This is a genomic window from bacterium, assembly GCA_021158245.1.
Classification (GTDB): domain Bacteria; phylum Zhuqueibacterota; class QNDG01; order QNDG01; family QNDG01; genus QNDG01.
On sequence record JAGGVB010000045.1, the window covers coordinates 1 to 15,337 of the forward strand.

Sequence of the window (15,337 nt, forward strand, 5' to 3'; positions counted from 1 at the left end):
GCTCCATTCAAAATCACCGTTTGCATCAGCAGTTACTGTGTCCTCATACTTTTCTCCCTGCGATTCCTTATCGGAAAACAGTTCCACAGCAGCTCCGGGTTGAGTAACACCTGTAATAACATCGCCATTTACATTCAGCACAGGCGGCTGCATGCCTCCGTTTGCGCCTGTATAAATAAGAATACCATTACTGAAATTCCCATTGATACTGTTTTGTGAAATTCTGTTCCTGCTGCTTCCTGAATCCCAGATAGTAACACCAATTGCATTATATGCAATTTCGTTTTTCGTGACAACGTTATCAGAAGCGCTGCCTCCGATAAACACACCGTAACTTCCGTTGCCCCGCTTTTCCCCTGCAGGAGTTAAGCCTATGCAATTTCCCGTCATAAGGTTATACTGGCTTTGCTGGCCTGTTATTACAACACCATGGTTTGAGTTTCCGGAAATAATATTACGGCTGCTGCTGTCCTGTGCACCTATTTGGTTATCAGCAGAATTGTAGATGTAAATTCCAAACTGATTAGGTTTGCCCGTCTCGCCTGTTCCGTCAGTACCGAGATAACACCCTTCAATTAGATTATGATGAGCAGATTGATTCATAACTGCGATTCCAGAACCTGTAATCCCGTTAACCACAAGATGAGAAATATGGTTGTATGCACTTGTAATGTACAATCCGGCCTGAATATCGCTGGTTAATGCTGTCAGCACTACTTCCGGCCCGCTTGTATTTGTATCTTCTCCTACATTCTCCTTCTGCGAATCACCATCAATAAAAAGACTGTCATCACTGATTGTTATCTGATCCTCAGCGCTTACAATTGTCCACGTTCCTGAGGAAGCGTCATAACCAGGATCGCTTTTCGGGATATCAAACCTGATAGTATCCGGCCCGACTCCGTTATTTGCAAGATTTACTGCTTCCCTTAAAGACCACAAACCGCTGTCATTTGTATTGGCCACTCTTATACCGTTAAACGAAACATATTCGGGAACATCAGCAGTCCACAAACCGGCTCCCCATGTAGAAGCGTACAATTTTGTACCTGTTTTATTTATATTAATACTCGTTACTTTTAATCCTTCAAGCCCCAAGGAAGAGAAAGCACGGCCCCTGTTTTCTGACATCCACGCACATTTTGAACCATAGTCCTGATAATCAGATCCGAAAATCCGGTTGGGATTATTGGGATCCAATAAAAAATACATCATACTCTGTGAGTTAAGCAGTCTCCAGGTTCCTCCTGAATCTGATGATCTGTAAAAACCTCCGCCTTCCTTCAGGAAATAAACAAAGCCGTTCTTATCATCAACTGCCATTTTCTGTGCATGCCAGCCGATAAAAGCGATATTGTCCCAGGTACTGCCGCCGTTTGAAGATATGAATAAAGGAGGATTGTACGGCTGAGGATGGTCTGCAAGTTCTGTAGAGACATAAATAACATTATTTGCCGAATCTTCGACAATATCCCAGCAGATTAAATAATGGGTAGAAACACCAAAATGCATAACGCTGAAATTCTGTCCTCCGTCAGTTGACTTATAAATTCCGGGGGATGAATTTTGTTCTGTCTGAGGGCCGAGATAAATACTGCCGTCAACTCTGCTCACCAGTACCGAACGGATATACTCTGGACATGTGTAAACAACACTCCAGTTTTTACCGCGGTCGATTGATTTGTACAGTTTATCCCACACTGCAGCATAAACAATATCCGGATCAGCAGGATCAATCTGCAACCCCTCTGCATCAAGTCCTTTTCCGGAAATAGCATGAACCCAGGTTGCGCCGCTATCCCAGGTAACATACAGACCCTTCTCAATAGAAGTGACATACCAGACTGCATCATCCTCAGGGTCAACTAATATTTGATCCAGGTCATTATTGCCGAGCACACTTCCAAGACTTTGCCATGTCCACGCTGATCCCTGCTTTTCTGTACTCATCTGATTAATTTTGTTCTGACCGTTTAAAGGTGTTTGAAGAAATAAAAAAGAAAAAACCACTACAATAATTACGCGTTCTGTCAGTTTCATGAGATACATCCTTATATTATTATGTTGGTATGTTATTTAATAATCATACTTTCACAGACGAAACAACATCATCATTATGGATAGATTAAACACTGTTATGGTAATGCTTTTCTGGAATAAAACCTTTAATGATTAGAACATGACCCAAATTTTTAATTTAGAATCAGATGTTTATTTTATGACAGCACTACAATATGAGAGCTATGCTTGGTATACTTAAAGTTAAACAAAAATACATATTAAAGCAAGTATTTTATGCTTAAATAATATGTCACTTTTGCCTTTATTCCTCAATTCCGGATTTGTATTACCATAAATATTAAACAAGAGTCTGGCCTGCATTAGCTACTTCTTTCTGGAGTTCAACCGTCTCTTTTCTGATAGTTTCTCTAATCATTCTCACATTCAACAACCCTTCCAATTTCACATTATCATCTGCTTTAACTACAGGAAGATAATCTATATGATAGGTTTTAAGAATGCTGTTCGCTTCACTTAATTTTTTATCCGGAGTAATAAAATGTTTTACCGGCCGCATTATATCCTCTGCAATAAAAAGAGCAACCGATGACTGTATATTTATTAAAGTCTTTAAATCATCAATTGTAATAATTCCGACTAACTTTTTATTTTTATCGCAAACCAGATAAATATTGTATTTGCTTTCTGCTACTTTATTGAAAATAGACTGTAAAGGTTCATTCACAGAAATAACAGTCGGTTTTGTATCCATCACTTTCTTAACCTTGTATTTTTCAAGCATTTCATCTTCACTGATATTCCTGAAAGTCTCACCTGCTTTTGTTATGGCAATTTTAACAGAAGGAGGCCCGATTATTTGTACGATGAAAGTAGTTAGAGTGACTATGCCGATTATTATATTCCCTATCTCCGGGAAATTTTGGGCAGTAAGTATTGCAAGCCCTATAGTAACACCAGCTTGTGAAAAAAGACACATTCCCAGATATTTTCTTACAACCGTTTGTATTTTACTGACAGTCGCGCCCGCATAGGCACCTATTATCTTCCCCGCACTTCTGGCAACAACATAGAATAAAGCCCCGACCAGAATACTTTGATTTATAGATGATAACTTTAACCTTGCTCCTACCAGAACAAAAAATATAATATATATCGGAGGTGAAAATTCTTTCATGAGTTCAAATACGTTTTTTGAATAATAAGGAGCAATATTTACGAACAGTATACCAAAAAACATTTCAGCCAGAATCAGATCTAATTTGAACAGATTTGATAGAGCAATAATCAGAAGTATAGAGCCAAAAGTAAAACTCAGCATTAAATCTCGTTCATGCTTGTACTTTTTTGTTAAATCAAGAATCCCTTTAAAAATAAAGGCGACAATTGAGCCCAGAACCATTGACCCAATAATTTCGTACATGGGCTTTAATAGCGCTGCCGTTACAGAAAAGCCCTGCCCGGAAATTATTACTTTGGAGATTGAATTTGCAAATCCGTATAAAAGCAGGGCCAGACCGTCATCGAGTGCGACAATTGCAAAAACCATAGTTGTAAGAATACCGGCAGATTTATATTCCCACAATACATCAACGGTAGCCGCAGGCGCAGTTGCTGATGCGAGTGCTCCCAGCATAATTGCAAGAGCCCAGTTTTTTGTAAGAAAGCCCATTGACAGAGTTACAAAGATGAAAGCTCCAAGGCCTTCCAATAGGAGTATAATCATCAAGCTCTTGCCGTACTTCTTAAAGACCTCTTTTTTAAGCTCTCCGCCTACCAGGAATCCAATAATACCGAGAGCAATAAAATTTAAGGGCACAAATTCGCTTATAACTGTAGAATTAATTAGGTTAAGACCGGACCGGCCTAAAACAATACCAATAATAATGTATCCTACAACCTGAGGAATTTTTAAAGATTTAAATATTCTGGCGCCGAGAACTCCAAAAATCAAAGTAATGGCTACAATCAATATAGTATTCGGGCCCATATAATTGATCCTTTCAGGGGAGAATTTAAGACCAACTCCTAAAAATTGCTTTAAAAATAAATATAATGCTTAATTCGTTAAAAATCAAGATCATGTAGTGATTGACCTGGCACCCCCCGAAAATTTAAGGGAATTGTATTGCATGTTTTTATCCCGGCATTAGAAAAATCTCCGGCTCGGAAATGGGAACGAAGCAGCGTTAAAAAAGTTCGGCTGTCTGAATCCCGATTCTCTATAAGAAAAAACTATAATAATCAGAATCGGGTGAGTTTTTGCCTTTCAGAGAGTTTTTTGACATTTCTATGAAATTTTCGGCAGCCGGCGTTTTTTGGGGGTTGTTGACTCCCAATTCCATCGGGACGAGCATGACAAAATTGAGTGTTTTTTCTCCTCCCCTGCTAAAATCAAAAAAGGCTGAAACTTATTTTCAGCCCTTCTTGCTCCGGAGGAGGGACTTGAACCCCCAACCTAGTGGTTAACAGCCACCCGCTCTACCATTGAGCCACTCCGGAATATATTTTGAGATAGAGAATATACAATAATTTAATTAAATGTCAAGGCTTTTTTCCTCGTTCTGGCACCCCAGCATTGACCGCGTTGACTTATATAAGAGAATTTATAACTACCCGATTATTTTGATAGTTTTGAGGAATATTTGTGTTGCAATGAATCTTCCATACTCTAAAAGGCTTAAAAGTAGAGTTCTTCTGACAATTGTATAAAATTCAAACATAGGATTTAGTATATTAAAGTATGGACAATAAAAAACTATACAAACACATATTAAACATTGTTTCTCCCTGGGAAATAAAACAAATAAAACTATAAATGGATCAAGGTCACATAGACATTTATCTTATTTGCAGGATGAGGAGGCACTACAGGTAAGGTTCCAGTAAAGAATTAAAATTAATGGAATCAGGTTGAAAAATATACGCGTTTCTGTAATCCATGCAAATACTAAATTAGACAACAACATAAAAACAATCAACAAAGAATATTTTAAAATATCTTGTGAACGTAATTTCAGATTACTGTATATGATAAACCAAATTAAACAAAACAAAAAAATATTAACAATAATGTCTGTCCCAAAAAAATTATCCCAAATAATTGAATGTATATTTTCTGACAGATGCAAATGATTGCCTATTATAGAATGTTCTGCATCAATCCCGACTTCCTTAAGCATAGATGTTTTAAAAAATACATCTCTTATCAATTTAGTAAAAATTATTCCACTTAACAGTAACCCTACACCTGTTAAAGATCTGAAGAGACGGAACTTAACAAATGGAAATCGCAATTGGAAAATACATGCATCCATTATTAGCCAAATGGGAATAAACAAAGCAGATTCCCTGTTAAATAGAGATATTATAAAAAGGATTATAAAATGTATTAATGGTTTTTTTTGATAAATCAGCCATGCGAGATATGTGAAAATAACAATATCGAGATAATCGTATAATAGAATGTATCTATCGTCCTGAAAAATTAAAAACAAACCACTCATCACTAATGAATATTTTAATCCTATACGTCTTTCCCCCGAAATATTAACCATAACACCATACATGAGAAAATTTTGAAAAATAATTAATATGAAAATAAATATTTTTGAGGCTTCTTTAATAGATATATTACAGCACACTGAAATCAACTTGGCTAAAAAGGGCACTAATAAACGATTTTGGAATACACGCCAGGGAGGTGTTCCATGTAAAATGCCTTCATCAATATGCAACATAAATTTAAAATTCCAATGATTCAAATGAATCATCTGAATAAACCGCATTTCAATAATTGCTGCAATTATTAAAATAACATAAATTATCAACGTCTCTCTTTTCCTGCAAAACCTAACAATCTTATCCATAAATGACTCAAGAACATTCAATGAGGATTCTTGAGAGTGTTCTGTCTGTTCCATTCTGAAATCCCATCCATTAAGTTTTCAACTTGTAGTATAACCACTTTCTACAGTAAGGACCGCACCTGTATTCCACTTTGAGTGTTTTGCCAAAAGGGAGACAGTACTGTTGGCAATATCTTCCAATTCACCAAGTCCAAAACGGTGCATGTCTTCAATAATAGCTTTTGTATTAGCAGGAATTGTGTTAAAAAGCTCTTCAGGCATACGCATTCCTTAAACATGTTAGTTTCAATAACATTGACAAAAAAATCAGTTACAGTTTTCAGGAGTCATATTTCTGAACAGCATTGTAATTTCAATTCCTGAACAATTGACAAATCTGTAAATTTTACTACAGTTATCAACTTACTTATAAAAAATTACTTTAAATTTTTCATACTATGTTATGCCATGCGAAATGAGTTGATGATTACCTGGTCGCATTATTTCCAATGTCTCTTGCAATATGAACAATATCAGCTCCGGCTCTGATGACTATTACTGCACGAATCCTGCCAATACCAGACGAAGAGCCCGTTATAAGAATCGTGCTGTCGGACATATCATATAATCTACTTTCGAAATCAGTTGAATTCGTCTTCACCGATCATCTTCATCAGACTTCTTACATTTGAGATGGATAATCACCGCTGTCCGGTTAAGCATATAAAATAATTTAAAAAAAAAGACCCGAATAACCTCGGAATTTGTTACATTGTTATAGCCGTAACACAATAACAAAACAGGAGGTTAAAGGGTCATGGCATATAATAATACAATTTTTCGACAAATACTACAATTAATTTCACGACTTGAATTCCAGAATGTTGATAATCGCCTAAATGCGATTACCAAATTAGAAAACTGAACTGCTGGACTCAGTTTGTTCATTTATTTTTTGCCCAACTTAGCGGTCGTAACTCTTTACGAAATACAATTCAAGGCAATAAGATATAATTAATTACAAAAATGGAAACAAATGCCGCATATAAAGTAGCCGGTAGTAAAAAAATCAATGACAAATCAGATGTCCTGTCTGATAAAATTATTGAGTTTACCGGTTACGTTACATATAAAAAGTATCCACATCCCTTAAGAAAAATAAAATATTTTGACAAATAAAATAATAAAATTATTTTTTTTTGGCAAATAATTTCAGGCTATCGGCAACTACTATTTCTGACATCTATAAAGCACATTGGGAGATCGAATTGTTCTTTAAAACCATAAAAAATCTGAAAATTAAAAGCTTCATGGGTACTTCTAAAAATGTTGTATTAACTCAACTCTGGATTGCTATATTTGTATTCTTAACTGTACAACAGTAGTAAAAAATATACAATAATTTAATTAAATGTCAAGACTTTTTTCCCAAGGTGCCCCCGTAGACATTGACTCATAAATAAAGTAAGTTTAGAGGAATTGAACTTTTTCATAAATTAGTCGTTGCCTCAAAAAAATCGTCTTTTTAACGGGCAAGTTCATATAACTTCTGCCTGCTGTATTCTGCTATATCTCCTTTAAATATCTTAAATCTGTATCCCGGGCAAAAGGCAACATGATACTTGCATTCATAAATCGTACGTGTTCACTTTTTATATTTACTTGTTTATACTGTACCTCCTACGTGCAGCCTTTCAGAGTAAGTACAGTATAATAAAATTAATGAAGCGGTTAAGCCATTTGATCGGACATTACCGGATGTAGTAGATCTTTTTAATGAACTAAAAAGGGATGGCTGAATTATTCCTGCACAAATACTTTAGCCATGAAATACTAATGACTTGGGTTGCATTTTATTTTGAGGCAATACATAATTTTAATAGTGATTCGTAAGTATGAATTAAGCTTGCCTGTCTGTAAAAAAATGTTATTTTATAAACAGATATCATGGTAATAAAGAGAAACTTATGAAAAAAAATAACAATGCCGGAGTTAATACATCCCGTATAAAATTTTGTGACTTAAGGTGCCCCTATGCATCTCTTCCCAAACATGACGATATTGACGGTTCAGGAAGCTGCAGGACATTTTCTGCAATTTACTGTGAATTGCTTAAGGAGTATGTTACCAAGAATGCCCCATGTTCTGCTGTTTTCGGAAAGAGGCGTCCAAAGTCAAAATGGTAGTATCTATTTGAATCTTTCAACGTCAATATTGTAAATGTTTATTTTGTATCCGATCTTTCTTTCAGTAGTGCCGAGAAGCCTGGCTGCTTTTGCCCTGTTGCCTTTTGTTGTTTTCAGTGCGTCCTGTATCAATTCTTTTTCGTATGAAGCAACAGAATCAGCAAGGGAAAGCTTAGGCACAGTGTTGCTACTTTCAGCTGTCTGCAGGCTTGGCGGCAGGTGGTAGCTGTGAATTACTCTGTCTTCACAGAGAAGCACAGCCCTTTCAATGCAGTTTTCCAGCTCTCTTACATTTCCGGGCCAGTGATATCTCATCAGCATGTCAATAGCAGGAGTTGAGATTCGTTTTATTACTTTGCGATGTTTTCTGCCGTATTTAAGCATAAAATGATCTGCAAGAAGAAGAATATCGGTTTTTCTGTCACGAAGAGGAGGAAGATAAATTGAAAAGACATTTAACCTGTAGTAGAGATCTTCTCTGAAAAGCCCTTCTGCAATCATCTCTTCCAGATCAGCATTTGTTGCAGCTATTATCCTGGCATCTGTATGAACCGTTTTTGTGCCTCCTACCCGCTCAAATTCCTGTTTTTGAAGAACCCTCAGCAGCTTGACCTGTGTTGGAAGAGAAAGGTCTCCGATCTCATCAAGGAAAATCGTACCGGAATCTGCAAGCTCAAACCTGCCTTTTTTTAATTCAGCAGCCCCTGTAAAAGCGCCTTTTTCATATCCGAAGAATTCAGATTCAATTAGTGTTTCCGGAACAGCTGCACAGTTTACTTTTATAAAGGGTTTGTCACTCCTCAGGGAATTATAATGTACTGCTTCTGCAATCAACTCCTTTCCTGTTCCTGATTCACCCCATAGAAGAACTGTTGTGTCTGTACGTGTTATACGTGCTACTTGTTCATATACATCCCGCATTTCATGGCTGTTTCCGATGATGTTGCTGAAATTGTATTCCTGGTGGAGTTTTTGTTTGATAAGCACATTTTCGTCAATCAGTTTTTCTCTTTCCGATTCAATAACGTGGCACACACGGATGGGCTGGAGAAGTGCGGATGCAACGAGGGTAAAGAATTTAAGAGTACTTTCGTAATCCCTTCTAGCGTAATATGGCAGAGTAACAACAAGAAGGCCCAGGGTTCTGTAATCAAGGGTAATCGGTATGGCGAGAAAGGTCTCATCCTTTTCCAGGGAAGATTCCCGTAATTTCATGATTTTTGATATGGAGCTTTCTTTAAGTGACTGTGGAATAACAACAGGTTTTCCCGATTCCGCTATCTGTCCGAGAAGATTGTCCTTAAAAGGAAATACTTTTTCTTCAATGATATTTGAAAATCCAATTGATCCGCCTGTAGCAATTGTTTTTTTTGTGTTATCACATAAAAATACAACTCCGGATTTTATGCCGTAAGAGTGCTTCAGGATTCTTAGAGAAGCCATCAACGCCTCTTTTAAGTTAAGCGTCCTTGAAAGTGCCTGATTAATTTCAATGAGTACGCTTAACTTTTTTATAGTCTTTGATTGAGATTGAAGTTGAGCCATGGAATTATCCTACAGAAATGTAATTATCTTTTCCGTAAGGTACAAAAATGTATGAAATAATACAAGTACAATTATCCGGCAGACAAGAAAATAGTTGAGAGAAATCCATTATTTTTAAACTCTTACAGAGAATAGCAAATTCCTGTGAAATGTTGACTATAGTCAAAACATACGAAAATGTTATAGTCCGAATATAAACATACGAAATTGTATGAAATTACGATGGGGATAGTATGACCCGCATCATTGTCTGAATAATTATAATATCAATAAAAACAATATGATACGGATTGATGGAGTGCAATCTCATCTGGATAAAATTATAGTGGCACTATAGTTGCCATTAAAAAGTTATTATTTTAATAAGCGAACCTAAACAAATGTGGAGGTAGTTGTGCCGGAAGATGTTATTTTAAAAGAGATTAAAGATGGCGGGATTGAATTTGTTTATCTTCTTTTTACTGACATAAACGGTCTTACAAAGAAGGTGACAATACCATCAGCGAAAGTGGAAAGTGCACTTAAAGATGGAGTGTGGTTTGACGGGTCTTCAATTGACGGTTTTGCGCGAATATGTGAATCTGACATGCATTTAAAGCCGGATACATCAACATTTTCAATTTTACCATGGACTGAAAATAACGGAAAGAGTGCTCAGATAATTTGTGATGTATATTTGCCTGATGGGTCCCCTTTTCAGGGCGATCCTAGGGGTGTATTAAAAAGGCTTGTAAAGAAAGCTGCAAATATAGGCTACAAATATCTTGTAGGGCCTGAGATTGAATTTTTTCTTCTGGACAGAGATGTCCTTCCCGAACTTAAACCCCATGATAGAAAAGGATATTTTGATTTGGGAGTTCACAGCAGAGCTGTTAAGATATGTCAGAATACAATGAAAGATATGGCACGTCTCGGGTACAAATGTGAAACTTATCATCATGAAGTAAGTCAGGGCCAGCATGAAATAGGGCTGGAATACGGGCCTGCAGTAAATATTGCAGATGGTATCATTACTTTAAAACATGTTTTACGAAGTCAGGCAAGAACTGAAGGATTTAAAGTTACTTTTATGCCAAAGCCCATATCCGGAATAAACGGCAGCGGCATGCATGTACATCAAAGCCTGAGCGATATGTCCGATAATAATATTTTTTATGACCCTGAGGATACATACAATATGTCGCAGCTTGGGTACCATTTTCTGGCAGGCCAAATTGAACATGCAAGAGCCCTTGCTGCTATTGTTGCCCCTACTGTAAATTCCTATAAGCGGCTTGTACCGGGTTTCGAGGCGCCGGTTTATATATGCTGGGGAAGAGTAAACAGATCTGCGTTAATCAGAATACCAATGGTTACAAAACGTAATGCAAAGAATGGCGCCAGAATGGAATTGAGATGTCCTGATCCGTCTGCGAATCCGTATCTTGCATTTGCTGCAATGCTTGCTGCTGGACTGGAAGGAATTGAGAAAAAGATGGAGCCGCCTAAAGCCATGGAAGAAAATGTTTACGGATTTAGCAATGATAAATTAAAAGAGATGAATATTTCCACACTTCCATCCACAATCAGAAGTGCTGTAGCAGCCTTGGAACAGGATGAGTTACTGTTTAATGCATTCGGCGAAAATCTTATGAAGCATTTTATTGCTGCTAAGAAGCAGGAGTGGAAGGAATTTTTATTGAGAGTTACGCCATGGGAAGTTGAACGATATCTATAGAAAAGTAAAATACTTGTATAACCGGCTGGAATTATTTTGGATTGATTCCGGCCGGTTTTTGTTATTGGTACTGTCTCTCAAATAAGCATGTTAAAGTTGCTGAATATCGTAATATCCTAATTAATAATAAGTTATGTAGGCTTTACCGGTCACAATTTCAATGGTATGGAATTTGCCTGTTAATAGATAGTATCCAAATTACTTTGTGGGAGATTCTTTTATGGTATTAAAAACGGCAGGTAAGAAAGATATCACTGTTATTTCTTTAATTTCTTTGATAGTTTTTTTCTTGATTTCTATGAAGATATTTGCAGCCGGAGTAAATGATCTTAAAATAATATCAAAAAAAGTATTAGATACTTCCGGTTTCAGTTGTGATCTTGCAATGGATCCCAGAAACGGAAATCTGCACGTTCTGTGGGTTTCAAACGGAGATATTAAACATATTGTAAGGTATTTTTCAGGAAGCTGGGGAAATATTGAAACAATAGACGACGGAGGCAGAACTGTTTACGGTCAGGAAGAGGCTGATGCCGCAAGAAAATGCGCAGCAATTGACGTAGATAATACAGGGAAATGCCACATAGTGTTTGCATCAGCAGGCGGAGACATTTACTATTTGAACGGAAAAGCAGGCTCGTGGTCGGAACCGAAAAGAATTGTAAGCAAGGGGCCCTATTCAATTTTTACGGACATAGTATGGTCGTCCGGAAATCTGTATGTTGTATACGAAGACAGCGATCCTGATAAGATTTATTCGGTTATTTGTAAGAATGGGAAATGGGGTAATCCTGAAATGCTGGAAAGCGGTGAGTACTCTGAATTAAGCAAAGGAGAGGACGGAACTGTCTATTTTCTCTGCAGAGGCACTAATTCAATGCAGCATAATGCAAAATTCGGAAGAATTGTACCTGGAGAGGATAAGTGGATAATAAATAAGAATGTCACAGATGCTCCGAGACGCCTGGGGCATGGCCCGGGAATGGCAATCGGAGAAAATAAAATTTACATTGCATGGAACAGCAGTACAGGAGAAGAATTTTCCGATAAGAAGACAGAACTTTACTGTGCTGTTGCAGATATTCCAGGAGATAAATGGGAATCAAAACTTGGAGGCCCTGTTCCCATATATTATGAAAATACAGGTGATCCGCATACAAGGGTTGCAATTTTCTCTGACGGTCTTATTCTGTATATGAACGGAGCGAGGAAGGAACGCTTTGCTGTGTGGGATGGTAATGAATGGAGCCAGACCAGAAATGCTCCGTGGAATGACGGAATCAACTACTCAACAAAAATGTACCTTGAGCTGGCAAATGACGGGAGAACAGTGTGGGTGGCATCATCTTCTGCAGGCAGATCTAACAGAGAAGTTGCAGTAAGCGCAATTGTTAACCCAAATGCTTCTTCGAGATTTGAAAATCTTACGAATGATGCTGAAAAATTGTCCATAATTTCCAAAACAGTCCTGGATGAAAACGGATACAGCGGAAGAGTTGCAATTAATCCCAGAGACGGCAGTGTACATGTAATCTATGTAAATGACGGGGATATTTACCATTCTTTTAAAAGTGTTTCTTCTCAGAACTGGTCTGCACCTGAAAATATTCCTGATATGCAGGAGTACATTGTCGGAAAAGAATCTGATTCATTTTTAAGGTTCTGTACAGATATTGATATTGATAACAGCGGTTATCTGCATGTTGTTTTTTCTACGTTAAGCGGAAAGGTTTTTTACACGGAGAAAAAGTCAGATTCGTGGACAGGCCCTGTTGAAATTGCTGAAACACAGAAGGGAGCCATATATACTGGTCTTTCAGTTGTAAATGGTGTATGCACAGTTGTGTATCAGGATCTGGACGGGAATTTAATTTACAGTGTTTCAGGACATGATGATTCATGGACAGTTCCTGTTAAGATTTCAGAAGGACTTCATCCCTCTGTTGCAAAAAGCAGCAGAGGATATGTTTATCTTGTATTTACCGGCAGCATAAAACAGGCATATTTTTCAAAAAAGATTCCTGGATATACGTCATGGACACAGCCGGAAATTATAACAAATGCTCAAAACCAGGTCGGGGCAGAGCCGTGGATTTTTTCCCGGGATGGAAAGCTTGTTACAGCATGGAGCAACAACACAGGTGTAACCGGTAATTTTAAATCGGAGATGTACTGTGCTTTATCAAATGAACCTGAATTGAGCTGGAATTTAAGTATTTCAGATAACATTCCCATGTACTACGAAAACACCAGCGACCCTCACCCGCGGGCAGCACTCTATTCAGACGGAAAAATACTGTACTTAAACGGCAGGCGCAGTTCTGAAAGATTCATGGTCATAAATAATGGTGCATGGTCTGAAACAAGACCAGGCCCATGGGGAGACGGAATACCGGATGTTGTTTCTGACGGAAGAACAGTATGGGTTGTTGTTTCAACCACGGGTTCTGAAGGCAGTGAGGTTTCTGTGTCGGGCATAACTAATCCCGATGCTATGGCAACCGATTATACAAACCGGGTTCCTCTTTTTATTTCAAATCCAGATACACTGGCTTATGCAGGCCAGCAGTGGTCTTACACTCCTGTAGTGGATGATGAACACACTGGCTCTATTAAATTTTCAATTATTACTTCACCGGATAATATGAACATCAATTCAGCAACGGGAAAATTGACATGGACTCCTTCGCAGGACGATCTGAACAAAGATCTATGGGAAAAGGGCAGCGGAGTATTTCTTGCAGGAATCATGGTTACAGATGAGACAGGCAGAAACAGTTCACAATATTTCTGGATTTATGTAAATAAACAGAACAATGCACCTGTAATAACTTCAACACCTCCGTTATCGTGTTTTGTGGATTCGCTTTTTATTTACAATGTTACGGCTTCTGACCCTGACGGAGATGATATTACATTTTCGCTTATGCAATCCCCCGCAGGTATGGGTATAAGCGTTTCTACAGGAAAAGTTGAATGGGTTCCGGCAATTTCCGATACAGGCAGTCATACGATTCAGATAAAAGCAGAGGACAGTTCAGGAGCATTTGACGCGCAGAGTTTTAATCTTCTTGTCAAAAGAGTTTTTATAAAACCGCATGCCGCGTTTTCATGTGATAAGTCCGAAGGTACTGCTCCCCTTACAGTAAATTTTACTGATGAATCTACAGGTGATAAAGATTTATATTTCTGGAACTTCGGAGACGATTCGACAAGCAGTTTGCAGAATCCTGTACACACATATATGAATGCGGGATTATATTCGGTACAGCTGATTGTTACAGGGCCCGCAGGTGCAGATACACTCAGAAAAACTGATTATATAACTGTAAATGAACCTGTACCTGCTGCTGATTTCAGTGCGGATCCTGTTGAAGGGGATATGCCTGTTGAAGTTCATTTTACAGATTTGTCAACAGGGAATATAACAGCATGGGCGTGGGATTTTGGTGACGGAGGTCAGAGTGCAGAGCAGAATCCTGTGCATACATACAGTTCTTCCGGAAACTTTACCGTCACACTCGTTGTTACAGGCCCCGGAGGAAGTACGGAAGAGGTTAAAGAATCTTACATTACTGTATCTGATCCGAATTCTGGAGTGGAAAATTATAAAAGCGTCCCTCAAAAATTTTGCCTTTATCAGAACTATCCCAATCCCTTTAACGGATATACAGTAATAAAGTATGATATTGCAGAGCCGTCAAATGTTATGGTCTCTGTGTATAGCATGATGGGGAAAAAAGTTGCAGAGCTGGTAAACGGATACAAACAAAAAGGCAACTACACGGTCATCTGGAACGGCACAGGGAGTTCCGGAAACCATATCCCTTCAGGCATTTATCTTCTGCGGATCAATGCCGGGAAGTTTATGGATAAAAGAAAGATAATTCTTCTTAAATAGTATCATATGACCATAGGAGAGTTAATTACTCGATTAATTTAGTTAATTTATTCATTTGTTACCAGTTGTTTTTCTGTATTTTTGTTCTTTGATATTTTTTTCAGAATTTTTTCAGGCAGAA

12 protein-coding genes and 1 tRNA gene are annotated in these 15,337 nt (G+C 37.8%); 5 read left to right on the forward strand and 8 right to left on the reverse strand.

Annotation, left to right across the window (positions count from 1 at the left end; translation table 11 throughout):
• The 6 genes from J7K93_02435 to J7K93_02460 all read right to left on the reverse strand — a co-directional run.
• A partial coding sequence (locus J7K93_02435) for a right-handed parallel beta-helix repeat-containing protein (GenBank protein MCD6115848.1) occupies nt 1–2,040 on the reverse strand: 2,040 nt, incomplete at its 3' end.
• 319 nt (nt 2,041–2,359) lie between these two features.
• Entirely contained in the window at nt 2,360–4,009 is a 1,650-nt protein-coding gene (locus J7K93_02440; GenBank protein ID MCD6115849.1) for a cation:proton antiporter, read from the reverse strand.
• A 440-nt stretch (nt 4,010–4,449) separates the two neighbouring features.
• Nucleotides 4,450–4,521, reverse strand: a tRNA-Asn gene (locus J7K93_02445).
• Between the two features lie 344 nt (nt 4,522–4,865).
• On the reverse strand, nt 4,866–5,942 hold the full coding sequence (locus J7K93_02450; GenBank protein MCD6115850.1) for a hypothetical protein: 1,077 nt from the start codon (nt 5,940–5,942) through the stop codon (nt 4,866–4,868).
• Between the two features lie 24 nt (nt 5,943–5,966).
• The gene (locus J7K93_02455) at nt 5,967–6,149 is read right to left on the reverse strand and encodes a hypothetical protein (GenBank protein ID MCD6115851.1); all 183 of its coding nucleotides are present in this window, start codon (nt 6,147–6,149) and stop codon (nt 5,967–5,969) included.
• A gap of 205 nt (nt 6,150–6,354) precedes the next feature.
• The gene (locus tag J7K93_02460) at nt 6,355–6,528 is read right to left on the reverse strand and encodes a hypothetical protein (GenBank protein ID MCD6115852.1); all 174 of its coding nucleotides are present in this window, start codon (nt 6,526–6,528) and stop codon (nt 6,355–6,357) included.
• Nucleotides 6,529–6,779: 251 nt separating this feature from the next.
• Here J7K93_02460 and J7K93_02465 point away from each other — a divergent pair, with 251 nt between their 5' ends.
• Both J7K93_02465 and J7K93_02470 read left to right on the forward strand, forming a co-directional pair.
• Nucleotides 6,780–6,881: a DUF4372 domain-containing protein gene (locus J7K93_02465; GenBank protein ID MCD6115853.1), complete on the forward strand. Its 102-nt coding sequence runs from the start codon at nt 6,780–6,782 to the stop codon at nt 6,879–6,881.
• Nucleotides 6,882–7,066: 185 nt separating this feature from the next.
• A complete protein-coding gene (locus J7K93_02470; GenBank protein MCD6115854.1) occupies nt 7,067–7,252 on the forward strand; it encodes a transposase in 186 nt (61 codons plus the stop codon).
• 140 nt (nt 7,253–7,392) lie between these two features.
• On the opposite strand, the gene J7K93_02475 is transcribed toward J7K93_02470, so the two are convergent.
• The gene (locus J7K93_02475; protein ID MCD6115855.1) at nt 7,393–7,503 is read right to left on the reverse strand and encodes a transposase; all 111 of its coding nucleotides are present in this window, start codon (nt 7,501–7,503) and stop codon (nt 7,393–7,395) included.
• A 331-nt stretch (nt 7,504–7,834) separates the two neighbouring features.
• Between J7K93_02475 and J7K93_02480 the strand changes: the two genes are divergently transcribed.
• A complete protein-coding gene (locus J7K93_02480) occupies nt 7,835–8,053 on the forward strand; it encodes a hypothetical protein (protein ID MCD6115856.1) in 219 nt (72 codons plus the stop codon).
• Between the two features lie 3 nt (nt 8,054–8,056).
• On the opposite strand, the gene J7K93_02485 is transcribed toward J7K93_02480, so the two are convergent.
• Nucleotides 8,057–9,598 carry a sigma 54-interacting transcriptional regulator gene (locus tag J7K93_02485; protein ID MCD6115857.1) on the reverse strand — a complete coding sequence of 514 codons (1,542 nt, stop codon included), beginning with the start codon at nt 9,596–9,598 and terminating at the stop codon, nt 8,057–8,059.
• A 382-nt stretch (nt 9,599–9,980) separates the two neighbouring features.
• Here J7K93_02485 and glnA point away from each other — a divergent pair, with 382 nt between their 5' ends.
• Entirely contained in the window at nt 9,981–11,315 is a 1,335-nt protein-coding gene (glnA, locus tag J7K93_02490; GenBank protein ID MCD6115858.1) for a type I glutamate--ammonia ligase, read from the forward strand.
• A gap of 220 nt (nt 11,316–11,535) precedes the next feature.
• Nucleotides 11,536–15,216 (forward strand): PKD domain-containing protein, encoded by a 3,681-nt coding sequence (locus tag J7K93_02495; protein ID MCD6115859.1) that lies wholly within the window; start codon nt 11,536–11,538, stop codon nt 15,214–15,216.
• Nucleotides 15,217–15,337: the final 121 nt, after the last annotated feature.

What these genes read in the sequence shown, in the direction of transcription:
- J7K93_02440 (MCD6115849.1), bottom strand. Translation starts at nt 4,009, where the DNA reads ATGGGCCCGAATACTATATTGATTGTAGCCATTACTTTGATTTTTGGA.
- J7K93_02450 (MCD6115850.1), bottom strand. Translation starts at nt 5,942, where the DNA reads ATGGAACAGACAGAACACTCTCAAGAATCCTCATTGAATGTTCTTGAG.
- J7K93_02455 (MCD6115851.1), bottom strand. Translation starts at nt 6,149, where the DNA reads ATGCCTGAAGAGCTTTTTAACACAATTCCTGCTAATACAAAAGCTATT.
- J7K93_02480 (MCD6115856.1), top strand. Translation starts at nt 7,835, where the DNA reads ATGAAAAAAAATAACAATGCCGGAGTTAATACATCCCGTATAAAATTT.
- J7K93_02485 (MCD6115857.1), bottom strand. Translation starts at nt 9,598, where the DNA reads ATGGCTCAACTTCAATCTCAATCAAAGACTATAAAAAAGTTAAGCGTA.
- J7K93_02495 (MCD6115859.1), top strand. Translation starts at nt 11,536, where the DNA reads ATGGTATTAAAAACGGCAGGTAAGAAAGATATCACTGTTATTTCTTTA.